Source organism: Aromatoleum sp. (assembly GCF_032027225.1).
In the GTDB taxonomy this organism is placed as follows: domain Bacteria; phylum Pseudomonadota; class Gammaproteobacteria; order Burkholderiales; family Rhodocyclaceae; genus Aromatoleum.
Map to the genome: position 1 here is coordinate 123,963 of NZ_JAVSMM010000005.1, position 24,807 is coordinate 148,769.

21 protein-coding genes and 1 riboswitch are annotated in these 24,807 nt (G+C 66.4%); of the genes, 11 read left to right on the forward strand and 10 right to left on the reverse strand.

Annotation, left to right across the window (positions count from 1 at the left end):
- Positions 1–169 precede the first annotated feature (169 nt).
- Positions 170–2,119, forward strand: a complete 1,950-nt coding sequence (locus tag ROZ37_RS08020; protein ID WP_312658759.1) for a CHASE domain-containing protein — start codon at positions 170–172, stop codon at positions 2,117–2,119.
- A gap of 19 nt (positions 2,120–2,138) precedes the next feature.
- Here the strand turns inward: ROZ37_RS08020 and ROZ37_RS08025 are convergent, their stop codons facing one another.
- The 5 genes from ROZ37_RS08025 to ROZ37_RS08045 all read right to left on the reverse strand — a co-directional run bounded on the left by ROZ37_RS08025 (position 2,139) and on the right by ROZ37_RS08045 (position 6,175).
- Positions 2,139–2,663 (reverse strand): ACT domain-containing protein, encoded by a 525-nt coding sequence (locus tag ROZ37_RS08025; protein WP_312658760.1) that lies wholly within the window; start codon positions 2,661–2,663, stop codon positions 2,139–2,141.
- Between the two features lie 80 nt (positions 2,664–2,743).
- Positions 2,744–4,486 carry an ABC transporter transmembrane domain-containing protein gene (locus tag ROZ37_RS08030; RefSeq protein WP_312658762.1) on the reverse strand — a complete coding sequence of 581 codons (1,743 nt, stop codon included), beginning with the start codon at positions 4,484–4,486 and terminating at the stop codon, positions 2,744–2,746.
- A 138-nt stretch (positions 4,487–4,624) separates the two neighbouring features.
- Positions 4,625–4,894 (reverse strand): lipoyl domain-containing protein, encoded by a 270-nt coding sequence (locus tag ROZ37_RS08035; RefSeq protein ID WP_312658763.1) that lies wholly within the window; start codon positions 4,892–4,894, stop codon positions 4,625–4,627.
- Positions 4,895–4,896: 2 nt separating this feature from the next.
- Positions 4,897–5,301, reverse strand: coding sequence for a hypothetical protein (locus ROZ37_RS08040; RefSeq protein WP_312658764.1), 405 nt, complete (start codon positions 5,299–5,301; stop codon positions 4,897–4,899).
- 97 nt (positions 5,302–5,398) lie between these two features.
- Positions 5,399–6,175, reverse strand: a complete 777-nt coding sequence (locus ROZ37_RS08045) for a ferredoxin--NADP reductase (RefSeq protein ID WP_312658765.1) — start codon at positions 6,173–6,175, stop codon at positions 5,399–5,401.
- Between the two features lie 104 nt (positions 6,176–6,279).
- On the opposite strand from ROZ37_RS08045, the gene ROZ37_RS08050 reads away from it, so the two are divergent.
- Both ROZ37_RS08050 and ROZ37_RS08055 read left to right on the forward strand, forming a co-directional pair.
- The gene (locus ROZ37_RS08050) at positions 6,280–7,206 is read left to right on the forward strand and encodes a LysR family transcriptional regulator (RefSeq protein ID WP_312658766.1); all 927 of its coding nucleotides are present in this window, start codon (positions 6,280–6,282) and stop codon (positions 7,204–7,206) included.
- A gap of 152 nt (positions 7,207–7,358) precedes the next feature.
- Positions 7,359–8,363: a ChaN family lipoprotein gene (locus ROZ37_RS08055; RefSeq protein ID WP_312658767.1), complete on the forward strand. Its 1,005-nt coding sequence runs from the start codon at positions 7,359–7,361 to the stop codon at positions 8,361–8,363.
- A gap of 165 nt (positions 8,364–8,528) precedes the next feature.
- Here ROZ37_RS08055 and ROZ37_RS08060 read toward each other — a convergent pair whose 3' ends face one another.
- A complete protein-coding gene (locus tag ROZ37_RS08060; protein WP_312658768.1) occupies positions 8,529–11,249 on the reverse strand; it encodes a glycosyltransferase in 2,721 nt (906 codons plus the stop codon).
- A gap of 296 nt (positions 11,250–11,545) precedes the next feature.
- Between ROZ37_RS08060 and ROZ37_RS08065 the strand changes: the two genes are divergently transcribed.
- A complete protein-coding gene (locus ROZ37_RS08065; RefSeq protein WP_312658770.1) occupies positions 11,546–11,944 on the forward strand; it encodes a hypothetical protein in 399 nt (132 codons plus the stop codon).
- Here ROZ37_RS08065 and ROZ37_RS08070 read toward each other — a convergent pair.
- From ROZ37_RS08070 to gcvT, 4 genes are all read right to left on the reverse strand, one after another.
- On the reverse strand, positions 11,843–13,471 hold the full coding sequence (locus ROZ37_RS08070; protein ID WP_312658772.1) for a beta-1,6-glucan synthase: 1,629 nt from the start codon (positions 13,469–13,471) through the stop codon (positions 11,843–11,845). The genes ROZ37_RS08065 and ROZ37_RS08070 overlap by 102 nt on opposite strands.
- Positions 13,472–13,551: 80 nt before the next feature.
- The gene (gene gcvP / locus ROZ37_RS08075; protein WP_312658773.1) at positions 13,552–16,467 is read right to left on the reverse strand and encodes an aminomethyl-transferring glycine dehydrogenase; all 2,916 of its coding nucleotides are present in this window, start codon (positions 16,465–16,467) and stop codon (positions 13,552–13,554) included.
- 67 nt (positions 16,468–16,534) lie between these two features.
- Positions 16,535–16,921 carry a glycine cleavage system protein GcvH gene (gcvH, locus tag ROZ37_RS08080; RefSeq protein ID WP_312658775.1) on the reverse strand — a complete coding sequence of 129 codons (387 nt, stop codon included), beginning with the start codon at positions 16,919–16,921 and terminating at the stop codon, positions 16,535–16,537.
- Between the two features lie 179 nt (positions 16,922–17,100).
- Entirely contained in the window at positions 17,101–18,183 is a 1,083-nt protein-coding gene (gene gcvT / locus ROZ37_RS08085) for a glycine cleavage system aminomethyltransferase GcvT (RefSeq protein WP_312658776.1), read from the reverse strand.
- A gap of 193 nt (positions 18,184–18,376) precedes the next feature.
- Positions 18,377–18,463, reverse strand: a riboswitch (glycine riboswitch).
- 121 nt (positions 18,464–18,584) lie between these two features.
- Between gcvT and ROZ37_RS08090 the strand changes: the two genes are divergently transcribed.
- The 7 genes from ROZ37_RS08090 (at position 18,585) to rluB (ending at position 24,635) form a co-directional block, all read left to right on the forward strand.
- Positions 18,585–19,415 (forward strand): 3',5'-nucleoside bisphosphate phosphatase, encoded by an 831-nt coding sequence (locus ROZ37_RS08090; protein WP_312658777.1) that lies wholly within the window; start codon positions 18,585–18,587, stop codon positions 19,413–19,415.
- 39 nt (positions 19,416–19,454) lie between these two features.
- Complete coding sequence (locus tag ROZ37_RS08095) at positions 19,455–20,084, forward strand: L-threonylcarbamoyladenylate synthase (protein ID WP_312658778.1); 630 nt, start codon at positions 19,455–19,457, stop codon at positions 20,082–20,084.
- 217 nt (positions 20,085–20,301) lie between these two features.
- Positions 20,302–20,961, forward strand: a complete 660-nt coding sequence (locus ROZ37_RS08100) for a site-2 protease family protein (RefSeq protein ID WP_312658779.1) — start codon at positions 20,302–20,304, stop codon at positions 20,959–20,961.
- Between the two features lie 9 nt (positions 20,962–20,970).
- Positions 20,971–22,173: a tryptophan--tRNA ligase gene (locus ROZ37_RS08105; RefSeq protein ID WP_312658780.1), complete on the forward strand. Its 1,203-nt coding sequence runs from the start codon at positions 20,971–20,973 to the stop codon at positions 22,171–22,173.
- A gap of 90 nt (positions 22,174–22,263) precedes the next feature.
- On the forward strand, positions 22,264–23,094 hold the full coding sequence (locus ROZ37_RS08110) for a ScpA family protein (RefSeq protein WP_312658781.1): 831 nt from the start codon (positions 22,264–22,266) through the stop codon (positions 23,092–23,094).
- Positions 23,075–23,668: an SMC-Scp complex subunit ScpB gene (scpB, locus tag ROZ37_RS08115; RefSeq protein ID WP_312658782.1), complete on the forward strand. Its 594-nt coding sequence runs from the start codon at positions 23,075–23,077 to the stop codon at positions 23,666–23,668. The genes ROZ37_RS08110 and scpB overlap by 20 nt, the downstream gene beginning before the upstream one ends.
- A complete protein-coding gene (gene rluB / locus ROZ37_RS08120) occupies positions 23,610–24,635 on the forward strand; it encodes a 23S rRNA pseudouridine(2605) synthase RluB (RefSeq protein ID WP_312658783.1) in 1,026 nt (341 codons plus the stop codon). Before scpB ends, rluB begins: the two co-directional genes overlap by 59 nt.
- The last annotated feature ends 172 nt before the right edge of the window (positions 24,636–24,807 follow it).

The window sequence follows — 24,807 nt, forward strand, 5'->3', positions numbered from 1 at the left end:
AAAGAAAGACTGCCAAGGATACCCCAAGCCTGCAGCATGCTGTTCAGGCGGCGGGGCCGTCGAACCGATGTCCGATGATGCTGTCCAGTGCTCGTATCGTGTCCCGGGGGCGCACGGATATCCGATCACCGTGCCGTAATCGGCTTCCCGCAACAGGTAAACGCGCTGCATGACCGACAACGACAAGACATCGGGGGAAGCGGTCCGGGGCTGGCGAGGCGGGCTGTCGGGCGTCGTTGCGATGACGCTTTTCGCGTTCGTTTGTTCAGGGCTCGCGGCCTGGGTGGTATGGCGTGAACTCACTGACCGGCACGAGCGCGAGCTGGCGTCCCACTTCGAAGTCGAGCGTGCCGAAGTTGTGCTTCGCATCGAGGAGCGCTTCAGGAGTTACAAGGCGTTGTTGCGCAGCGGACGGGCGCTCTTCGGGCTGGCCGGCGAAATCGACCGTGCGGAATGGCGGGATTTTGTAACGACGCTGAACCTGGTCGAAGACTTTCCCGGGATCCAGGGGTTCGGCTTCACCGAGTGGATAGAGCCCGAGACGCTGCCAGCGCATCTCGCGCGCATGCGCCGCGAGGGGAACGCCAACTACCGAGTGTGGCCGGAGGGCGAACGCGACGGCTACTCCAGCATCATCATGCTCGAGCCAGACGATTGGCGGAATCGCCGTGCCTACGGCTACGACATGTATTCCGAGCCCGTGCGGCGGACGGCGATGGAGCGCGCGGTGCGAACCGGCCAAGCGGCGCTGTCCGGCCGGACGATCCTGGTGCAGGAGACGGAATCCGACGTCCAGCCGGGTGTCCTCATCTACAGCGCGGTGTTCGATCGGAGCAAACCGTTGGACACGCTCGCGCAGCGCCGGGAAGCGCTGCTCGGTTGGGTTTACATGCCTTTCCGGATGTCCGATCTGATGCGAGGGATCCTCGGGCGGAATTCGGACGGCGTGCGACTCCGGATTTACGATGAAGCCGAGGCGCCCGGCAACCTGTTGTACGACAGTCATGGCGGTCGCGAGCCGGAAGACGAGCCCGAGTTGGTCAGCGTCGAGCACGTGTCGCTGGCCGGGCGGGAGTGGATCGCGCGGCTCGAAGCCTTGCCGGGTTACCTCGCGCCGTTCGACGCGCGCCAGGCCGAATTGGTGTCGATCGCGCTCGTCGGCGTGCTGTTTGTGGTGGTCACGTTCTCGATGTCACTGGCTCGCCGACGCGCCCGTACGCTGGCGCGTACGTCGGCGTCGTTGCGACGGAGCGAGGCGCGCTACGGCACGCTCGTGAATCTCGCGCAAGAAGGGATCGCGGCGACCGACGCGCAGTTCCGGCTGACTTTCGTCAACCCGAGCCTGATCGAAATGCTCGGGCGCGACGAATCGGTGCTCATCGGTCGCGCGTTGGACGAATTGTGGCGGGACGGCGAGCCCGAGAGCCGTGAGCACCTCCTCGAACGACTGCGGATGGGGCGCGGGAAGCGTTACGAGAAGGAAATCGTCCGCGGCGACGGGCGCGTCATCACCGCGCTGGTGTCGGACGCCCCGCTGACCGACGATCGGGGCGGGCTGAAGGGAGCGACGGTCGTGATCTCCGATATCACCGAGCGCAAGGACGTCGAGCGTCGCATTTCCCATCTCGCAACCCACGACGTGCTCACCGGGGTGCCGAATCGCCTGCTGTTCGGACAATTGCTGACCCACGCAGTCGATCAGGCGCGCCGCTACCAGCATCGCCTCGCGTTACTGTTCGTCGATCTGGACCGCTTCAAGGAGGCGAACGACGAGTTCGGGCACCACGTCGGCGACCTGCTGCTGGTCGAGGCCTGTCGGCGGATGCAGGGTTCGGTCCGTTCGTCCGACACTCTCGGCCGATGCGGCGGCGACGAATTCGTGGTCCTGCTGCCCGAAGTCGACTCCCGGGCCGATGTCGAGATCGTCGCGGAAAAAATCCGCAGTGAGATCGAGCGAGCTTTCCTCCTCGACGGCTACGAAGTGCGGATCTCGTCGAGCATCGGCATCGCGTTGTATCCGGAGCATGCCGACGACGAGGACGGGCTGCTGCGGCGCGCGGATGAAGCGATGTATCGCGCGAAGAGCGAAGGGCGGAACAGCTGCCGGTATGCCGACTGAGCGGCGACGGCGAGACGCCTCAGCCCACCAGCTCGTCGAGATTGATGTCGGCGATCAGGTCGTTCGACAGCCGTTCGAGATCCGCCTTCAGCGCCGCGGCGTCGACCGAGGCGTCGGCGTTGAGTACCGCCTCGGCGTGGAACAGCGTCTCGGATGACATCGGCGCGCTCGACACGTGCGTGACGAGTTTCTCGACGTTGACGCCGTGCCGGGTGAACACCTGCGACACCTCGCGGACGATGCCGATGCGGTCGTGTCCGACGAGGCTGAACGCGAGACGGCGGTGACGCGGCGCCGCGCCGGCGGAGTCCATCGAACATTCGACGGCGACACGCAGCGCCGACAGCTGCGCCAGGGCCTGTTCGAGCGGTTCCGCCTCTTCCGCCGGCACGCTCACCTTCAGGACACCGGCGAACTTCCCCGCGAGCTGGGCCATCGAGGATTCGAGCCAGTTCCCGCGATGAGCGGTGATCACCGACGAGAGCTGTTCGACGAGTCCGGGACGGTCGTCGCCGAGGAGCGTGAGAACGAGAATTCGGGACACGGCTTTCCTCCGGTTGTCAGGGCGCACGAACGTCCGCGCCGGGGCCACCGATCGATTCTAGTCCTTCCGCAGGCGAACGTTCAGGCGGCGAATTGCAGGCGCGCGAGGTGGGCGTACAGGCCGTTCAGCAAGACCAGGCGCGAGTGGGTGCCGGTTTCAACGATCCGGCCGGCGTCGAGCACGATGATGCGGTCGGCGCGCTGCACGGTGGCCAGACGGTGGGCGATGACGATCGTGGTCCGATTGCGCATCAGCGCGTCGAGCCCCTCCTGCACCATCCGCTCGCTTTCGGCGTCGAGCGCGGAGGTCGCCTCGTCGAGCAGCAGGATAGGGCGGTCGGCGAGGATCGCGCGCGCGATCGCGATTCGCTGCCGCTGTCCCCCCGACAGCTTCACGCCGCGCTCGCCGAGATCGCTGTCGTAGCCGGCCGGAAGTCGCGAGATGAACTCGTCCGCGCTAGCGGCTTCGCACGCGGCGCGCACTTCGTCGAGGCTCGCTTCCGGTCGGCCGTAACGGACGTTCTCCGCGACGCTCGCGGCGAAGATCACGGGCTCCTGCGGAACGAGCGCGATCCGGTTGCGGATCGCGGACGGATCGGCTGAGGTGAGCGGGACGCCGTCGATGCGCAGGACGCCCGCATCCGGATCGTAGAAGCGCAGCAGCAACTGGAAGAGCGTCGACTTGCCCGCTCCGGACGGGCCGACGAGTGCGACGGTTTCGCCGGACGCGACCGAGAGGTCGAAGTGCTGCAGCGCGGGTGCGTTCGGCCGGGAGGGGTAGTGGAAGCTCACGCCCTCGCAGCGGATTTCGCCGCGCGGTGGTTCGGGTAGCGGCACCGGCACCGCGGGCACGCGGATCGCCGGGCGCGCGGCGAGAATTTCCAACAGACGCTCGGTGGCGCCGGCCGCCCGCTGCAAGTCGCCCCAGACTTCGGATAGTGCCGCGACGCTGCCCGCAACCAGCGCGGAATAGAACACGAATGCGGACAGTTGGCCGGCGCTGAGCGTCCCCGCGAGGACGTCGTGTCCGCCGACCCACAGGATGAACGCGATCGCGCCGAACACGAGCACGAGCACCGTTGCGACGAGCTGCGCGCGGACGCGGACGCGCGCGTGCGCGGAATCGAACGCGCGATCGAGCCGCTGCCGGAAGTCCGCGCGGTCGGCATCTTCGTGGCCGTACGCCTGCACGACGCGGATCTCGTGCAGCGTCTCGTCGATGCGGCTGCCGAGTTCGGCCAGCCGGTCCTGACTTTCGCGCGCGAACCGGCGGACGCGCCGACCGTAGATGATGATCGGCACGACGACGAGCGGGACCCCGGCGAGCGTCAGCAGCGTAAGCTTGAGGCTCGTCGTGAACAGCATCGCGAGCCCGCCGAACAGCATCAGGATGTTGCGCAGCGCGATCGACAGGCTCGATCCGATGACGCTTTCGATCTGCGCGGTGTCCGACGTCAGCCGCGAAATCACTTCGCCGGTGCGTCCGGCCTCGAACCACGCCGGCGGCAGCGTGAGCAGGTGATCGAAGAGGCGCTGGCGCAGGTCCGCGGTGACGCGCTCGCCCAGCCACGAGACGTTGTAGAAGCGAACGTAGGTCGCGCCGGCGAGCAGCGCGATGATGCCGAACATCGCCGCGAGCGTCGCGTCGAGCCAGATCGGGTTCCCAGCCGAAAAACCGCGATCGACGACCGCCCGCAATCCTTGTCCGACCGCGAGCATCGCTCCCGCGGCGACGAGCAGCGCGATGCCGGCAACCACGACGCGCTGGCGATACGGCCTGAGCAGGGCGGCCAGCGCAGCGGCCGGGAAAAATGGTGGAGGCATTGCGATCGGAGAAGGGAGGCGAGGGTGTAGAGAAGCACAAACTCGGCTTCGACGCGATACCCCAATTTGGGCACTCGTTCGAAGTTCCGCCGGTCCGTCGCAGCGGCGACGCGCCCGGCGTGCATCCAGCTCGACGCTTCAGCCCGCGTCGATCGTCGCGATCAGTTGCCCTTCGTCGATCAGGTCGCCTTCGTCGATGTGGACCTCGACAACGCGTCCCGCATAGAGGGACGGAATGTCGAGAGCGACCTTCCCGGTCTCGAGCACGATCACGGTTTCGTCGAAGCCGATGTTTTCCCCTGCGCGAATCAGCACGCTCTGCACGTAGACCTCCTCCGCGCGACAGGAACCGCAGCTCTCCCAGCATTCGGGAAACCTCGGCATGCGGATCTCGACGATTCTGCTCATATTCAGTGACCTGCAGGCGTGACGGTAACGCCGCTGACGAACATCACCGCCGGAAAGGTGCGGTGCAGCAGCTTGCTGTGAAACGCCTTGATGACCACGCCGTCGTCAAAGCGGACGATGTCGCCCCGCGACAGGACGGTACGCGGCCCCGCGATCCAGCGCGTGCCGTCGGCTTCCCTGACTTCGATGTAGGTGTATTCGTTCGCATCGATCGTACTGACGACTTCCCCGGTGTGCGCCGGTGTTTCGGCGCGCAGGGGCGTGCCGGACGCCATGATCCGATATGCATTGGCGGGGGAAGGATGGTCGGGCGGCGGCGCTGCGTGGGCCGCGAGCGACCCGGCGAGCAACAGCGCGGGCAATGCAGGTAGCGGCGCGATCGCCGCCCGTCTGCGGGGGGTGGTCATTAAGGTAGTCCGGAAAACGGCGGGGAAGCAGAAGTTTACTCCCGCGCCCACGCTTTCGCACGAGCGACGGGGGCCCACGTTGCCCGGACTCGCAGGCTTACTTCTCGACGAAGGCGCGTTCGATGACGTAATCGCCCGGCTCGCCGATATGGCTCGACACCTTGAACCCCCGCGAGTCGAGTAGCGAGCAGGTGTCCTTGAGCATCGCCGGGCTTCCGCACAGCATCGCGCGGTCGTGTTCGGGGTCGAGCGGCGGCAGCCCGATATCTTCGAACAGCTTGCCGCTTTCGATCAGATCGGTCAGGCGGCCGCGATTCACGAAGGGTTCGCGCGTGACCGTGGGGTAGTAGATGAGCTTGTTGCGCACGTCGTCGCCGAAGAACTCGTTCTCGGCCAGTTGCTCGGTGATGAAATCGCGGTAGGCGAGCTCGGATACGGTACGCACGCCGTGGATCAGCACCACATGCTCGAAACGCTCGTAGGTCTCGGGGTCCTGCATCAGGCTAAGGAACGGGGCGAGACCGGTGCCGGTCGCGAGCATGTACAGGCGCTTGCCGGGCTTCAGGTCGTGCAGCACGAGCGTGCCGGTGGGCTTCTTGCTGACGACGATCGGGTCGCCTTCCTTCAGGTGCTGGAGGCGCGAGGTCAGCGGACCGTTGGGGACCTTGATGCTGAAGAATTCGAGGTGCTCTTCGTAATTCGGGCTCGCGATGCTGTAGGCGCGCGTGAGCGGGCGGCCGTCGACGTCGAGGCCGATCATCACGAACTGACCGTTCGTGAAGCGCAGCGCGCGATCGCGGGTCGTGCGGAAGCTGAAGAGCGTGTCGTTCCAATGATGGACGCTAAGGACGCGTTCGGTGCTGAGATTGCTCATGGTTGTCACCTTGCCGGGAGGGAATACGGGTCGGTGCTGATTTTAGGATTGCGTAAATATCCGTTGGTTGGATAATTCGGATATTTCTTAGAAGAAAAAGCGATATGAAGTTCACGCTTCGCCAACTCGCGATCTTCGCCGCCACCGCGCGAACCGGCAGCATTTCGCGCGCGGCGGAGCTGTCGGCGATCTCGCAATCGGCCGCGAGCAGCAGCCTGGCCGAATTCGAACGGCAGTTCGACGTCCAGCTCTTCGACCGCGTCGGCCGGTCGCTGCGTCTGAACGAACTCGGGGAGCGCCTGCTGCCGCGCGCGATGGAGCTCCTCGACCGCGCGGACGACATTGAGGCCTTGCTCCACGGCCGTGCTGGCTTCGGCACGCTCGACATCGGCGCGACGCTGACGATCGGCAACTACCTCGCGACGCTCATCGGCGCCGAGTTCCTGCAACGCCATCCCGACGCGCGCATTCGTCTCGAAGTGCACAACACGGCGACCATTGTCCAGCAGGTCGCGGGCTTCGAACTCGATCTCGGGCTCATCGAAGGGCGCTCGCAGCACCCCGATCTCGTCACGGCGCCGTGGCTCGACGATGAGCTCGTCGTGTTCTGTGCGCCGTCCCACCCGATGGCGCAGCGCCGCCCGGCCACAGCGGACGAGCTGCTCGATCAGCCGTGGATCTTGCGCGAAATCGGCTCCGGCACCCGCGAAACCTTCGACCAGGCGACCCGGCATCTTGAAAGGCGACTCGACGTGCGGCTCGAACTCGAACACACCGAGGCGATCAAGCGCGCCGTCGAATCGGGACTGGGGATCGGTTGCATTTCGCGCATGGCGCTGCGCGAAGCGTTCCGTCGTGGAAGCCTGGTCGCGATCGAAACGCCGTGGCTCGATTTGCGCCGGCGCTTTCATTTTCTCTGGCATCGGCAGAAGTTCCAGACGGCGGGTATGAAGGCTTTTCTCGACCTGTGCCGCGAGATGACGGCGGGCGCCCGTCGCAGCGACGAGATCGAACTCAGCTTCATTCCCTGAACACGCGCCGCGGGCGCCCGCGTCCCGACGAAGCGCCGGCCGCAGCTCTGAGTGCTAACATCCGGACATTCAGTCCGCATGGCGACGCGCGCTTTCGCGCGGCCTCGACATCCCGGAAGCAGCATTCGGGAGCGGGCGAAGGAGGCTTGGGAATGCGTGCAATCGACCGCTCGACAGCATGCGTGCTCGCGGCAGCCGCGCTCCTGTTTGGCTGCAGCCAGCCGAGTTCCGGCGAGACCGCGACGCCCGTCGCCGGAACGCTCCACGTCGCCCCCGACGGTGCCGAGCTCGACCGGACGAGCTTTCAAATGCGGCTCGCGGCGGCGGACGTGATCTATCTGGGCGAACAGCACGGCAACCGCTACCATCACGCCGCCCAGCTTCGCATCGTCACCGACCTCGTCGCGAGCGGGCGCAAACCCGCGATCGGCTTCGAGGTCGTGAGCCTGACGCAGACGAGCGACCTGATGAACTACGTTTTCGCGCCGGCGTCCGACGACGCCGAAGCGCCTGCGCGCCGCTTGCGTACCGAGCTGGAGTGGGCGGCTGACGGCGAGCAGTGGCGCGACTACGGGCCGCTGCTAGAGTTCGCACGGGCAAACAAGCTGCGTGTCGCCGGTATCGATCTGACGCGCGGCCTGCGTCGGCGCATCAGCCGCGTCGGCACGCAGGGGCTGACTGAGGTCGAGCGAGATCAGCTGTACGACACCGGGTTCACCGATGCGGCCTATCGCGAATTCATGCAGGGACGGCTCGACGAGGCGCACTGCGGCTTCGCTCCGCCCGCGCTGCTTGATCGCCTTTACGAAACCTGGCTTACGCGCAACGACGCGATGATGACAGTCATCACGACACTCGCCGCCGAGCGGCCGGGCGAGCCGGTCGTCGTGATCGTCGGCGGCGGGCACGTCGCACACGATATGGGAGTCTTCGAACGGGTCGCGCACCGCGCGCCCCACTTGCGCCAGCTCAACATCGGCTTCCGCGGCGAGCAGGCCGGGGTGAGCGTTCCGGAACTCTTCGCACCCGTCGAGGTAGCGGGACGGCGGTTTGGGCCGATACACGAAATCATCTGGCTCACGCCGTCCGCACCGGGCGGGGCAGGGGCATCCCCGTGCGCCGGGCTCGAGGAGCACATGAAGAAGATGGGGAAGTAAAGGCGCCGGTTCTGCCGGCGCTACGCGCCATCATCCGCAGTCGAGGGAGAACCGGGAGTGCGGGGCGCCGGTGTCGCCAGCGCCATCCGATCGTCGCCCCGCCGAGGCGGAACCGAGGCGCCGGGGATTGAAGAGCGCCGACTTCGTCGGCGCCCCCAACGGCAGTCAGCCTTGGCCGGCCCGCAATTCCCGAGCGCCCATCTTGGCCGCTACCGGAGCAGGTGCGGCCGGAACGGGTGTCAGCGGAACCGACGGCGCCGCGGGCGCGGGTACGACGACGGGCGGGCGCTCCGGCATGTAGGAGGCGACCTGGCACGCGATCGCCGCGACATAGGGAATGCATTGCAGCGCCAGGATGCCCACCCATAGCTGTGCTTCGAGGTCGTTCGCGCCGCGCAGCCAGACGAGGACGACCGAGGCGAGGATCAGTGCGAAGAGCAGCCCGATTTCCTCGCGGATCGGCGAGAAGAACGCGAGCGTCCCCTTGTCCTTCCAGCCTTTCGGCGTGCGGACGAACTCGCCGCGTTTCTTGATCAGGCCGGCGAAGACGCCCCTCGCGATCGCGTGCGCCAGTCCGACCGAGAGCACCGATGCGCCGAGAATGTCCTTCCACGGCGCGTCCATCGTCCGGCGGTAGAGGATCGGCCCGAGACCGCCCTTGAATGCCATGAACACGAGGATCGGCAGCGCGAGCGCCGACACCGGCAACCCGAACTCCTTGGGCATGTAGAGCATGCCGATCGTCCATGCGAGGCTCGCGAACACGAACACGAGCTGCAGCGCGTCCCCGAGCCAAGCGAACCATCCGGTGAGGAAGTGGTAGCGCTGCGCGATGTTGAGCCGGCTCGGGCCGAGCATCGCGGGTAGGTGGTGCTTGAGAATCTGCATCGCGCCGAAGGCCCAGCGGAAGCGCTGGCTCTTGATCGCCGGGAAGTCGGCCGGCGTGAGCCCGCGCCCGAGGATGTGGTCGACGTAACGCGTGTCGTAGCCCTTTTCGATCAGGCGCAGGCCGAGTTCGGTGTCCTCGCAGATGCACCATTCTGACCAGCCGCCGACCTCTTCGAGCGCGATCCGACGCACGAGCGTCATCGTTCCATGCTGGATCAGCGCGTTGCGCTCGTTGCGGTGGTGCATGCCGATGCGGAAGAAGCCGTCGAACTCCCAGTTGCACATGCGGCGGAACGGCTGCGTCTCCCAGTCGCGGTGCGCTTGCGGTGCCTGCACGACGGCGACGTCGGCAGCGTCGAAGTGCGGGATCAGGCAAGACAGCCAGTCCGGCGACACGACGTAATCCGCGTCGACGACGCCGACGACTTCGGCTCGCGGATCGGTCTGCTTGAGGCCGAAGTTGAGCGCACCCGCCTTGAAGCCGGGCCAGTTGTCGAGATGGAAGAAGCGAAAGCGTGGCCCGAGTTCGGCGCAGCGCTTCTCGAGCGGCTTCCACAAGGCCTCGTCCTTCGTGTTGTTGTCGAGAACGAGAACTTCGAAGTTGCCGTAGTTCATTGCCGCGAGGCTGTCGATCGTCGCGATCACCATGTCGGGCGGCTCGTTGCAGCACGCAAGGTGGATCGATACGAAGGGCTCGCGTTCGACCGGGTGCGGCGCAAGCGGCAGGAAGCGCCGCTGCCAGCGGCGTTTGAACAGCACTTCGCCGAACTCGAAGCCGTGTGATAGCAGCACCGCGATCGTCAGGATCGTCGCGCCGATCAGCATGACGAGGCCGATCAGGTCGCGTTGGGTGAGGTAGTAGTCCGCCGGCACGTTCAGACCGATGACGAGCGTCACGGCACAGGCTTGGATCAACGAGGCGAGCCACAGGCGGCCGAGGACATTCCAGTCGCGCAGCAGGAAGCAGATCAGGAACATCGGAAGGAAGGCGATCATCGCCGCCATCTCGGCCTTCTCATGCCAGCGGATGTCTTTCACGACGAGGCCGTCGAGCGGGTATTTCGCCTCGCGCTCGGCGTTGTACATGCCCCAGTACGCGCCGGCCCATCCTTCGACTTCGATCTTCCACGGCTGGTCGATCGCTTCCATCAGGAAATAATCGAGGTCGGCGGTGCGCGGGTGCGCGAGGAACTCGCGAATGAACCGGGCCTGGTTCTCCGCGGACGGGACCGAACTCGTGTCCGCGCCGTCGAGGCTGTTCAGCGTCGGACCACGGCTCGGCCAGCCGATTTCGCCGATGACGATCTTCTTCCTCGGGAAGGTCTTCACGAGTTCGTCGTAGCGCATCAGCGCATAGTCGACCGCGGACTCGACCGGAACCCCTTCGTGGTACGGAAGGAGGTGCACGTTGATGTAGTCGGCGTTCTTCGCGAGCTCCGGATTCTTGAGCCAGACGTGCCACGGCTCCGCCGTCGAAACCGGAACCTTGAGCCGCTTCAGCGCCTTGCGCACGCTCGCGAGATACGCGGACAGTTCCTTGACCGAAAGGTCGCCGCGCAACACTGCTTCGTTGCCGACCACGACGCGGTCGATGTTCCGGTATTTGTGCACCGCTTCGATCAGCGCTTCGATCTCGCGCTCGTTCGCGGCGAGGTCGGGCGACAACCAGGCGCCGGCCGTCACGCGCAGTTTGCGCTCGGCCGCGAGCGGGATGACCGCCGGGTTCTCGGTGATGCCATAGGTCCGCACGCGCTCGGTGGACTGCGCGAGCAGATCGAGGTCGGACCCGATCTGCGCTTCGGTGGGATACGTCCCCTTCAGGGGACTCTGGTCACGCTGGAAGGGGCTGTACGCGAAGCCGTGGATGCTGTTGCCGGCGCCGACGAATTCGGCGCCGCGGTTCCAGCGTTCGGCGATGTAGTACTGGGTGGCGGCGACGAGGCCGGCGAGAATGAGCGCTACGAACAGACGGTAAATCAGCGAAGCAGCAGTTTTCATCAATGATCCGGGTGCCTTCAGGGCAGGAGAAGCTGCACGGCGTGGCGGAGGTGCTTCGAGCGGCGGCGTGGTGCAGCGCGGGGCTCATGCAGAGCCGACCTTGTGACACAATTCGGCCTACCCGGAACACGTTACGTGCGGCGCGAAGTTTATTCGTTTTTTCAGTTGCTTAGCAACGGGCCACAGGTGCAATTTGCAACAGGACGTAGGTAGTAGGTCGGGTGCTTGATTTGAAAGGGAAAAGAACAATGGTTCGAAAGTATTTGCACACACATTGCACCCCGGGAGAGATCGCTGTGGTTGGCGTCGCAGTGCTCGCGGCGGCGCTCCTGCTGCGCTACGCCGCCCTCGAAGCAGGGGTGTTTCCGCTCGACTGCGCGGGCGCCGCTGCGGATGGAATCGGCGGTTTGTGCGCGGCGAAATGGCTCCTGGTGCAGTCGTTCCTGCACCAGCGGCTCGGCTGGCTGAGCTTCGTTCTGGGGCTCGCCGCGTTCGCGACCCGGCGGAGGGGGCTCGCATGGGCAGGCTGGGGCAGCGGGATCGCCGGGCTCGTCCTGTACAGCTTCGATCCCGCGGCGATCGGGGCCTTGCTGTCACTGCTCGTCCTCGCGCGCGCCGCGTCTCAGCGTCGGCGCGGCGAGGAGCAGCCCGGTGAGGAGCCACGCGATGGCCTCGGGGTTGGCGGGCTCGGGTAGCCAGCGGCCGACGACGCAGATCGCGATGACCGCCGCGCAAACCCGCTCCTCGACTCCGTGCCGGCTCGGGCGGAACCACCCGACGCTCCCGAACACGAGCGCCGGAATGAGAAACAGCAAAGTCGGAAAGTCGCGATAGCGCGGGTCTGCGAACAGCAGCAGCGCCGCGATCGCGGCGGCAAACAGCAGTACGGCACGCAACAATCCGAGGTAGCCCGACGCGCCGAGACCGGCAGCACCGCCTTTGCGAAAAGCTCTCCACGCCGCAGCGCCGGACCCGATGCCCGACTCCGTCGCCCCTCCGATCAGCACCAGCGGAGCGAGCAGGCCGACGACGAATACCGTGCCGAGCAGCATCCATTCACCCGCGTCGCGGTAGGCGAGGGCGGCGTGCTCCCAGTGCAGTACGGCCACGAGTCCGGCGACCATGCCGATCACCGCAGCCGCAGCCAGTCGCCCGGGGGACCGCTCCCCGCGCCGCACGACGAGTGGCAGACCGACGCAAAGCAGGGCGCCGAGCGCGGCAGCCATTGCGGGCACACCGGCGTCCTTGCGTTCGGCGACGGGCCCGGCGAGCGGGAATTTCGGCTTCAGATCGACATCGAGCACGCCCCAGTAGCCGCCGACCGTCCCCTCGAGGCGCCGCTTCCACGGCTGATCGATCGCCTCGATCAGGTTGTAGTCCCAGCCCTCGTCATGGGCCCGGTGCACGAACTCGCGGATGTAGCGCGCCTGATTGACCTGTGACGGTGCCGACGCTTCGCGCTGGCGTCCGGCGCTCGGCCAGCCCGTCTCACCGATCATCACCGGTTTGTCGAAGTGCGTGCGCACCTCCTCGAAGACCGTCGCGACATGGGAGAGCGCGGTGTCGACGGAGACCGGGTTGTCTTCCCAGAAGGGCAGGATGTGCACGGTGACCCGATCGACCGCGCGCGCGAGGCTCTCGTGCTTGAGCCAGAACTCCCAGACATCGGCGTAGGTGATGGGAACCTTCGTGCGCGCCTTCGCGTACTCGATAAGTTCGCTCAACTCGTCCTCGCTCCGCTCGCGGCGCAGCATCACTTCGTTGCCGACGATCAGCATCCGCACGACGTCGGCGTTGTCGTTCGCGATGGCGATCGCGCGGTCGAGTTCCCGCGCGTTCCGCTGGCGGTCGAACCCGATCCACGCGCCGAGCAGCACTTTCAACCCGACCTCGCGCGCCACCTCCGGCACCTGGTCGAGCCCTTGATCGACGGAGTACAGCCGCACGCACTCGGTCATCCGTGCCAGCGCCGTGAGGTCGTCGACGATCTGTTCGCGCGAGATCATCAGGGTCTCGTCGAACGGTGTTTGTCCCGGCTTCCGGTACGGCGCGTAGGACACGCATTTCAGCCGTTCGCCTTCGGCGAGCTGCAGGTCGTGCATTGCGACGGGCCGCAATTGCCACGCGAGGAAGAGGCCGAGGCAGGCGAGCACGACGACGTGGACGAAGAGCAGCGCGCGCCAGGGGGCGGCGGCCGCGCGCGACGGGCGGGAGTCGGGCATGTAGAAGTCGGGGGGTTTTTGCCGATGGATATGAAAAAGCCACGCCCGGGGGCGTGGCTTCCGAACGAAGCGCGGGGATTTTAGCTCGCGTATTCGGCCATGGGTACGCAGGCGCAGAAAAGATTGCGGTCCCCATACACGTCGTCGATGCGATTGACGCTCGGCCAGAACTTGTTTTCGGCCACCCACGGCAGCGGGAAGGCGGCCTGCTCGCGTGAATAGGGCCGGTTCCACTCCTGATCGCCTCCGATGAAATCAGCCTGCGTATGCGGCGCGTTCTTCAGCGGATTGTCGTCGGCCGGCCACGCGCCCGTCTCGATTTCGCGGATCTCGTTGCGGATCGAGATCATCGCTTCGATGAAGCGGTCGAGTTCCCCCAGATCCTCGGACTCGGTCGGCTCGACCATGATCGTGCCGGCGACCGGGAAGGACATGGTCGGCGCGTGGAAGCCGTAGTCCATCAGCCGCTTCGCGATGTCGACCTCGCTGATGCCGGTCGCGGCCTTGATCGGGCGGATATCGAGGATGCACTCGTGCGCGACGCGGCCCTTGGAGCCGGTGTAGACCACCGGGTAGTGCGGGGCGAGGCGGTTGGCGACGTAGTTGGCGTTGAGGATCGCGACTTCGGTCGCACGCCTGAGGCCGGTGGCGCCCATCATCGCGATATACATCCACGAGATCGGCAGGATGCTCGCCGAGCCGAACGGCGCCGCGCTCACCGCTCCCTGACCCTTGTTCGGTCGCCCGTCGCCGCCGGTCGGCGCGACCGCGTGGTCGGCCATGAACGGCGCGAGATGCGCGGCGAGGCCGATCGGTCCCATGCCCGGTCCGCCGCCGCCGTGCGGGATGCAGAAGGTCTTGTGCAGGTTCATGTGGCTGACGTCGGCGCCGATCGTCGCCGGGGACGTCAGTCCGACCTGCGCGTTGAGGTTCGCGCCGTCCATGTAGACCTGACCGCCGTGGCGATGCACCGCGGCGCAGATTTCGCGGATCGCTTCTTCGAACACGCCGTGCGTCGAGGGATAGGTGATCATCAGCGCCGCCAGGCGGTCCGCGTATTGCGCGGCCTTTGCCTCGAGATCGGCGAGCTCGACGTTGCCGCTGTCGTCGCAGCCGACCACGACGACCTCCATGCCGCACATCTGCGCGGTCGCCGGGTTCGTCCCGTGGGCGGATTTCGGGATCAGGCAGACGTTGCGGTGCGTGTCGCCGCGGCTGTCGTGATAGCGACGGATGGCGACCAGACCCGCGTATTCGCCCTGAGCACCCGAGTTCGGCTGCATCGAGATCGCCGGGAAACCGGTCACCGCCTTCAGGTAACCGGCGAGCCCGTCGATCATCTCCAGGTAGCCCTGCGCCTGCTCGCGCGGCGCGAACGGGTGAAGGTTCGCGAATTCGGGCCAGGTGATCGGGATCATCTCGCTCGTCGCGTTGAGCTTCATCGTGCAGGAGCCGAGCGAGATCATCGAATGGTCGAGCGCGAGGTCGCGATTCTGCAGCTTCTTCAGGTAGCGCAGCATCTCGTGTTCGGTGTGGTGCGTGTTGAACACCGGATGCGCGAGGATCGCGTCGTCGCGCAGGAGCGCCGACGGAATCGCGCCGCCGGCGTCCGTGACGCGCGCGTCGAGCGCGACGACATCGGTGCTCGCGCCTAAGAGCGACAGCAGCCGCGCGACATCGTCGGCGGTCGTCGTCTCATCGACCGACAGACCGAGAACCGTCGGGGTCGCATGCCGCAGGTTGTAGCCCGCCGCTTCGCTTGCCGCGAGCAGATCCGCGGTCCGCCCGCCGGTCTCGACCTGCACGGTGTCGAAGAACGCGTTCGAGAGGACGCGGAATCCGGCGCTCCGCAGCCCTTCGGCGAGAATCGCCGCCAGGCGGTGGATGCGCGCGGCGATCGTGCGCAGGCCACCCGGACCGTGATACACGGCGTAGAAACCGGCCATGTTCGCGAGCAGCACCTGCGAGGTGCAGATGTTGGAATTGGCCTTCTCGCGCCGGATGTGCTGCTCGCGCGTCTGCAGCGTCATGCGCAGTGCGGTCTTGCCCCGCGTGTCCTTCGAAACGCCGATGATGCGTCCGGGCATCGAGCGCACGTTCGCTTCGCGCGTCGCGAAGAACGCCGCGTGCGGGCCGCCGAAGCCCATCGGCACTCCGAAACGCTGCGCGGAGCCGAGCGCGATGTCCGCGCCCATTGCGCCGGGCGACTTCAGCAGCACCAGCGCCATCAGGTCGGACGCGACCGCGACGACGGCGCCCTTCGCCTTCAGCGCGGCAACCGTGTCGCTCAGGTCGACGATTTCGCCGCGCGCGTTCGGATACTGCAGCAGTGCGCCGAAACAGTCATGCGCGCCCGCTTCCGTCGCGGGCCCGAACTTCAGCTCGAAGCCGAAGAAACCGGCGCGCGTGCGCACTACGTCGACCGTCTGCGGAAAGCTCGCTTCGTCGACATAGAACACGTTCGACTTCGACTTGCTGACGCGCCGCGCCATCGTCATCGCCTCGGCTCCCGCGGTCGCCTCGTCGAGCAGCGACGCGTTCGCGAGCTCGAGCCCGGTGAGATCGATGATCGTCTGCTGGAAGTTCAGCAGGGCTTCGAGCCGGCCTTGCGAGATCTCTGCCTGGTAGGGCGTGTACGCGGTGTACCAGCCGGGATTTTCGAGGACATTGCGGAGGATCACCGCCGGCGTCAGCGTGCCGTAATAGCCCATGCCGATCAGCGACTTCTTCACGACGTTCTTCGCCGCGATCGCTCGCAGGTCGGCCAGTGCTTCGTGCTCCGGCTTCGGGCCGGCGAGCGGCAGCGGTGCTGCGAGACGGATCGACGGCGGCACCGTCTGATCGATCAGCGCGTCGAGATCGGGCGCTCCGACCGCGGCGAGCATTGTCGCGATCTCGTTCGCGTTCGGGCCGATGTGTCGGCCGATGAAGGCGTCGCGCTGTTCGAGCTGCGCGAGCGGAGCGGTGAGGTGCGAGGGGAGGGATGTGTTCGGCATGAGGCGTGGCTCGTCAGGGATTTTCCGGACCGGTGTCACCGGCCCCGGGAGAAATGAGATCGGGCCGTCAGGCGTTCGCGATCTCGGCCTGATAACCGTCGGCGTCGAGCAGCGCCGAGAGGTCGGCCCCGCTGTCGGGCTTGAGCTTGAACAGCCAGGCGGAATATGCGTCGGCGTTGACGGTTTCCGGCGCGTCGGCCGCCGCCTGGTTCGACTCGACCACTTCGCCGGCGACCGGGGCGTAGATGTCGGAGGCGGCCTTGACCGACTCGATCACCGCGCACGCTTCGCCCGCGGAGAGGCGTCGGCCGGCTTCGGGCAGTTCGAGGAAGACGACGTCGCCGAGCGCTTCCTGTGCGTGGTCGGTGACGCCGATCGTGAGCGTGCCGTCGGCTTCGACGCGAATCCATTCGTGGGACTTGGTGTATTTCAGCTGGGAGGGAACGTTGCTCATGGTTGACTCCGGAAGTTGGGTGAGCCGCTGGCGATCATGCCCGCGGCTGGTAAGGCTGCTTTCGAAAAGAAACGTGAGTGCGTGTCGAAGGGGCGCGGTGGGGATGCGAAAAGGATGTCGCAGGCGGGGTGTCGGGTGTCGCAGGCGCGGTGTCGCAGGCGGTCCGGCGCGCCCGACGCTCAGACGAGCGCCTTGCCGTTGCGCACGAACGGCAGCTTCACCGTGCGCGCTTTCAGCCGTCGGCCACGGATGTCGACCTCGACGGTCGCACCTGCTTCGACGCCGCGCGGCAGTCGCGCGAACGCGATCGATTTCTCGAGCGACGGTGAGAAGCTGCCGCTCGTCGTTTCGCCTTCGCCTTGCGCGGTGAAGACCGACATGTGCGCGCGCAGCACGCCCTTGTCCTCGAGGATCAGGCCGAGAACCGTGCGAGTGCCAGGCTTTGCGACGAGGGCGGCGCGGCCGACGAAGTCGCGCGCTTCGTCCTTCATATCGACGGTCCAGGCGAGGCCGGCATCGAGCGGCGAGACATCGTCGTCCATGTCCTGCCCGTAGAGATTCATCCCCGCTTCGAGGCGCAGCGTGTCGCGCGCGCCGAGGCCGCAAGGCACGACGCCGGCGGCAACGAGCGCGTTCCAGATCGCTTCGGCACGGTTCGCCGCCAGCGCGATCTCGAAGCCGTCCTCGCCGGTGTAGCCGGTGCGTGCGACCAGCAGGTCATCGACGGCGACGGCCGAGAAGGGTTTCAGGTTTTCGCTCGCCGCGCGGATCTGCGGGAGCGCCGCCCACGTCTTTTCACGCGCGTTCGGCCCCTGGATGGCAATCATCGCGAGATCGCGTCGCGCTTCGAGCGTGACATTCGCCGCTGTCGCGGCGATCCGCTGGCGCATCCACGCGACGTCCTTTTCGGCGGTGCCGGCGTTGACGACGATGCGGAATGAAGTCGGGGAAAAGTAGTAGACGATCAGGTCGTCGATGACGCCGCCGTTCGGATTCAACATGCAGCTGTATAGCGCCTTGCCGGGTTCCTTCAGCTTCGCGGCGTCGTTCGCGAGAAGACCGCGCAGCCACGTCGTCGCATCCGGCCCTTCGAGGTCGAGCGCCAGCATGTGGGAGACGTCGAACATGCCCGCGTCCCGGCGAACGGCGTGATGTTCCTCGATCTGCGAACCGTAGTTGACCGGCATGTCCCAGCCGGCGAAGTCCACCATGCGGGCGCCGGCGGCGACGTGGATGGCGTGGAGAGGGGTTTGTCTGGACACGGGATGTACCTCGGGACGGATTTTCAGGCTGCGAAGGGTTGTAAAACAGGACGGGGCGAGGCCCGTCCAAGCGAGCGTCGCCCCATCTGTCCCTTGTACCTGAGAGATTCCGACATGCGCCGGGTGCCCCTTCGGTGGATGCCGAAGCCCGCGGAAGATTTCACCGCGCGCCGCATCGCTCTCCAGATTTTCATTCCGTCGGCGGTCCTTTTGCCTGAGCGATTCCGGGGGATTACGCCTTCGGCGACTCTCTGGGAGAGTGCTCTCCCGCGCGACGGGCGGACGATAGCACCGCCTGCCCTCCCGTGGCAACGGCGGGAGCGCCCGGTTTGTTACCATCGCGGATCCTCCCGGTCTTCCTACTGTCCTAGAATGCGAACCCATCCCGCCGTATCGATGCCATGAACGCTGACCTTCATTGCCATTCCACCGTTTCCGACGGCTGGCTCGCGCCCGCCGACGTCGTCAGGCGGGCCGCCGCGAATGGGGTGACGCACCTCGCGCTGACCGACCACGACGAAGTCGCCGGCCTGGACGAGGCGCTCGCGGTCGCGCGCGAGGTTGGCATCACGCTCGTGCCGGGCGTCGAGATCTCGGTGTCGTTCCGCGGCGAGACGGTGCATGTGGTCGGACTGGGTATCGATCACCGCAACCCGGAGCTGCTCGCCGGGCTCGCGCAGGTGCGTCGGGGGCGCGACAAACGCGCCACACGCATCGGCGAAGCGCTCGAAGCGGCCGGCATTCGCGACGCCCTCGCCGGTGCGCGACGTTTCGCACGCAATCCCGAACTCGTCAGTCGCGCGCATTTCGCGCGCCATCTCGTCGCGAGCGGGGTGATGCCGGACGTGAATACGGTTTTCCGTCACTACCTTGCGCACGGCAAGCCCGGCTACGTTGCGCACGAATGGGCGCGGCTCGAGGACGCGGTGGGCTGGATCCACGCCGCGGGCGGCGTCGCAGTGATCGCCCATCCCGGGCGCTACCGCTTCTCCGATGCCGACCTCGGTGCGCTCTTCGATGCGTTTGCCGCGTGCGGGGGCGAAGCGGTCGAGGTCGTCTCGGGGGCGCACTCGCAAGCCGAGGCCCAGAAGTTCGCGAGCCTCGCGCGGCGACGCGGGCTGCTCGCGTCGCGAGCGTCGGACTTCCACGGCGAGGGCGAAAGCCCCGTGGATCTCGGTTGTTGCGAACCCCTGCCGCCCGATCTGTTGCCCGTGTGGTCGCGGTTCGTTTGATTTTATGCAGTTCAGCCTTGAAAAAGCAGGCAAGAAAAAATGGCCCAGTTCTTTTCGCTCCATCCCGAGCATCCCCAGCCGCGGCTGATTCGACAAGCCGCGGAGATCATGCGCGGCGGCGGTCTGGTCGTGTTTCCCACCGACTCGGCGTATGCGCTCGGCGGACTGACCGGCGACGCCGATCTGCTGCAGCGGATCCGCCGGCTTCGCGCCGTCGACGAGCGCCACCATTTCACGCTGATGTGTCGCGACCTGTCCGAGATCGCGACCTTCGCGCGAGTCGACAACACCCAGTACCGCCTGCTCAAGGCGACCACGCCCGGTCCGTACACCTTCATCCTCGAAGGCACGCGGGAGCTGCCGCGACGGGTGCTGCACCCGAAACGGAAAACCATCGGGCTGCGCGTGCCCGACCATCCGGTCGTCGCCGCGCTGCTCGCGGAGCTCGACGAGCCGATCCTGACTTCGACCTTGTTGTTGCCCGGCGAGGACCACCCGCTGACCGACGCGGAGAACATCCGCGAGCGGATCGGCAAGCAGGTCGATCTCGTGATCGAGGCCGGCTTCTGCGGACCCGAAGCGACCACGGTCATCGACCTGACGTCGGGGACCCCTACGCTCGTGCGCGCCGGGCGCGGCGACCTCGCGCCGTTCGGACTCGAGGAATAGGGCTGGGTGTATCGGGGTCTCGGCGGCCTGCCTTCGCGAAATGCGGGCGTTTCACGGCGGCCGTAGATGCCGGCGATTGCCGCCGTATCAGAGGATTTCGGGCGATCTTCCTGCCACGTGGGCGGCGGTCGCGGTGCGGGCCCGCGTGCGCCGCAGCCGGCCGTGACGGGGTGCGCGCGCCGCTCTGCTAGAATGCGCCGTTTTACGCCGTGACCTCATGGAATCGCTGATCTCGACAATCGCCATCTGGGCGCTGCCGGTGCTGCTTGCCATCACGCTGCACGAAGCTGCGCATGGCTATGTCGCGCGCCACTTCGGCGATCCGACCGCGCATCAGGCCGGGAGAATCACGCTCAACCCGTTCAAGCACATCGACCTGGTCGGCACGATCCTCGTGCCCGGGGCGATCCTTACGCTGAGCACACTGTTCGGCGGGGCAGGGGTGCTGTTCGGCTGGGCGAAGCCGGTGCCGGTGGATTTCGGTCGTCTGCGCAACCCGAAGGCCGACATGCTGTGGGTCGCCGCCGCAGGGCCGTTCATGAACTTCCTCATGGCGCTCGCGTGGGGCGTGCTGTTCAAGATCGCGGCGAGCAACCCGGGCGGCATTTACACGATCCCGATGATGAAAATGGCCGACGCCGGCATGCAGATCAATGCCGTGCTCATGCTGCTGAACCTGCTGCCGATTCCGCCGCTCGACGGGGGCCGGATCGCGGTCAGCCTGCTGCCGCACCGGCTGGCGTGGAAGTTCGCGCGGCTCGAACCGTATGGTTTCCCGATTCTTCTCGTGCTGCTCTTCACCGGCATTCTCGGGGAAGTCCTGTGGCCGATGATGGCTGTTTTCCGTGTTCTTCTCGCGACCCTTCTTGGATTCTGACCAGCGACCATGTACGCAGAACGTGTTCTTTCCGGCATGCGCCCCACCGGGCGCCTCCACCTCGGCCACTATCACGGCGTCCTCAAGAACTGGGTGAAGCTGCAGGAAGAGTATCCCTGCCTGTTCTTCGTCGCCGATTGGCATGCGCTGACCACCGCGTACGACAGCCCCCAGGTGATCGCCGAGAGCGTCTGGGACATGCTCGTCGACTGGCTGGCCGCCGGTGTCGACCCGCAGAAGGCGACGTTTTTCATCCAGTCGCGGGTGCCGGCGCACGCCGAACTGCACCTGCTGATGTCGATGTTCTGCCCGCTCAGCTGGCTCGAACGCGTACCGACGTACAAGGACCAGCAGGAAAAGCTCGCGCATAAGGATCTGTCGACGTACGGCTTCCTCGGCTATCCGCTGCTGATGTCGGCCGACATTCTTCTGTACCGCGCGGACAAGGTGCCGGTCGGCGAGGACCAGCTTCCGCACGTCGAGTTCACCCGCGAGGCCGCGCGCCGCTTCAATCACCTCTATGGCCGTGAACCCGGCTTCGAGGACAAGGCGAAGGAGGCGATGAAGAAGCTTGGCAGCAAGGGCGCGCGGCTGTTCGACGAACTGCGCACCCGCTTCCAGCAGGACGGCGACGACGAAGCGCGCGATCAGGGGAAGCTGCTGATCGACGACGCGAAGAGCCTCGGCCACGTCGACCGCGAGCGGCTGCACGGCTATCTCGAAGGCACCGGCAAGATGATCCTCGTCGAGCCTGGCGCGCTGCTGACGGAGGCGGCGCGCATGCCCGGCCTCGACGGTCAGAAGATGTCGAAGAGCTACGGCAACACGATTTACCTGCGCGAGGACGCCGACTCGATCACGAAGAAGATCCGCACGATGCAGACCGATCCGGCCCGGGTGCGGCGCACTGATCCGGGCGACCCGGACAAGTGCCCGGTGTGGCAATTCCACCTGATCTACTCCGATGACGGCGTGCGTGCGTGGGTGCAGGAAGGCTGCCGCAGCGCCAGCATCGGCTGTCTCGAATGCAAGCAGCCGGTGATCGATGCGGTGCTGAAGGAGCAGGCCGAGATGCGCGAGCGCGCGCAGCCCTACGTGGAAGATCCGTCGCTGCTGCGTCGGATCATGGCCGAGGGCTGCGAGCGCGCGAGCGTGCTGGCGGAGGAGACGATGCGCGATGTGCGCGAGGCGATGGGCCTTTCGTATTCCTGAGCCGTCCCGACCCGTCGCGACGGAGCGGCGCGAGCCGGTCACGGTCGCTTCGGCGCAACGGCGCTCTGCCGGGTTCTCGCTGTCCTTGCAATGAATCTGCCGCTCGCACTCGCCCCCGAGGAGACGCTCGCCCAGAGCGAGGCTGTCGCACGCCTGTACGGCGAGCCGCTGCTCGAGCTGCCGAAGGACCTCTACATCCCGCCCGACGCGCTGGAGGTTTTTCTCGAAGCGTTCGAGGGGCCGCTCGACCTGCTGCTGTACCTGATCCGCAAGTCGAACCTCAACGTCCTCGACATCGCGATGGCGCCGCTCACCGCGCAATATCTCGTCTATGTCGAGGCGATGCGCCGGCACAATCTCGAGCTTGCCGCGGACTATCTGCTGATGGCCGCGACGCTGCTGGAGATCAAGTCTCGGATGCTGCTGCCGCGCCCGCCCCGCGAAGGCGACGACGAGAACGCCGACCCGCGCGCGGAACTCGTGCGCCGGCTGCTCGAGTACGAACAGATGAAGATGGCCGCGGCACGGATGGACGTGCTGCCGCGAGCCGAACGCGATTACGAATGGGTGAGCGTCTTCGTCGCCGAGAAGGTCGTCGAGCGGCAACCCGACGTCACGCTGCACGACCTCCAGTTCGCGTGGCTGAAGATGATGAAGAAGGCGCGTCTCACCCAGCATCATCATGTGAAGCGCGAAGAGCTTTCGGTGCGCGAACACATGACCGCGATCCTGAGAAAGCTCGCGGACGGCACGTTTGTCGCGTTCGAGACGCTGTTCGAGCCGTCGGCCGGGCCGGCGTCGCTCGTAGTCGGTTTTCTCGCGGTACTCGAACTCGTGAAGGAAAAGCTCGTGCAGGTCGCGCAGAATGAACCCTTCGCACCGATCTACGTGAAACTGACCGATGCAACCGACGACGCCTGAAGACTTCAAACGCGTCGTCGAAGCCGCGTTGTTGGCGGCGTCCGCGCCGCTCGCCGTCGCCGACTTGCGGCAGCTCTTCGAGAATGACCCGGGCGGCGAGTTCATCCGCCGCGTGCTCGACGAGTTGCGCGGCGACTGGGCCGGGCGGGGCGTCGAATTGGTGCAACTCGCGTCGGGCTGGCGCTTCCAGACGCGACCGGAATATCAGGTCTTCCTCGATCGCCTGAAGCAGGAGAGGCCGCCGAAGTACTCGCGCGCAGTCCTCGAAACGCTCGCGATCATCGCCTATCGCCAACCCGTCACGCGCGGCGATATCGAGGATATCCGCGGCGTCGCGGTGTCGCCGAACGTGCTGAAAACGCTCGAATCGCGGGGCTGGGTCGACATCGTTGGCCATCGCGACACGCCGGGCCGGCCCGCACTCTTCGCAACGACGCGGCGCTTCCTCGACGACCTGGGCCTGCGCACGCTGACCGAATTGCCGGCGCTAACCGAAATAGAAAGGATCATGGATCTTGTCGACACCAAAGAAATCGAAGCGCCCGCTGCGGCCGCCAACGAAGAAGAAAACTGAACCGGCTGGGCACCGGCCCGAGCGTCCGCCGCTGCGCGCAGATGCGGCGTTCGGCGAAGCCGACGGACGCGGCGGTCTCGCTCGTCCCGCACGGGCACCGGCCGCGCCGTCGAGAGGCCGCCGCGCAGTCTCGCAGGGAACGGAGCAAGCCGAGCCCGAGCGCCTGCAGAAAGTGCTCGCGCAGGCGGGGATCGGCTCGCGCCGCGAGATCGAGGAATGGATCGTCGCGGGGCGGATCTCGGTCAATGGCGAGCCCGCTGTCCTCGGCCAGAAGGTCGGCCCGGGCGACCGGGTCAAGTGCAACGATAAGCTCGTTCAGCTGCGATTCGCGACGCGGACGCCGCGCGTGCTGATGTATCACAAGCCCGAAGGCGAAATCGTCTCGCGCGAAGATCCCGAAGGCCGGCCGACCGTGTTCGAGCGGCTGCCCATCCTGCGCAAAGGCCGGTGGATTGCTGTCGGTCGCCTCGATTTCAACACCTCGGGCCTGCTGCTCTTTACCAACGACGGCACGGTGGCGAACCGGCTGATGCACCCGCGCTACGAACTCGAGCGTGAATATGCGGTGCGCCTGCTCGGACAACTCACGGACGAGCAGGTCGAGTCGCTCAAGGCGGGCGTCCAGCTCGAAGACGGTCTCGCGCGCTTCACGACGCTGTCCGACCAGGGCGGCGAGGGGGTCAATCACTGGTACAAGGTGACGCTGTCGGAGGGCCGGAACCGCGAGGTGCGGCGGATGTTCGAGGCGGTCGGTCTCACCGTCAGCCGCTTGATGAGGGTGCGCTACGGACCGGTGTCCTTGCCATCGCGCCTCAAGCGCGGGATGTGGATGGAGATGGCGGAATCCGAAGTGTGCGAACTGGCCGGTTTGCCGAAACCGCAGGGGCAGGCCTCGCGCCCGGGCGAGCGGGAGCGGAAAGTGCGCGTCCATCGCACCACGCCGCGCGGGCGCGAGCCGGGGAAGTGAACGCCTGGCGGCAATAGGTTGCCGGACGGTGTGGTCCGAACGTCCGGCCCGACTCTCGCGCAGCGCTTATCGTTCTCGCGGGGATGCGATGCAACCCGCTTCGCCCCGCAGCTCTCGATCGTGAATTGCCTGTTATCCGGCGACCAGTTATAATTTCAAGGCTTTGGTAGGA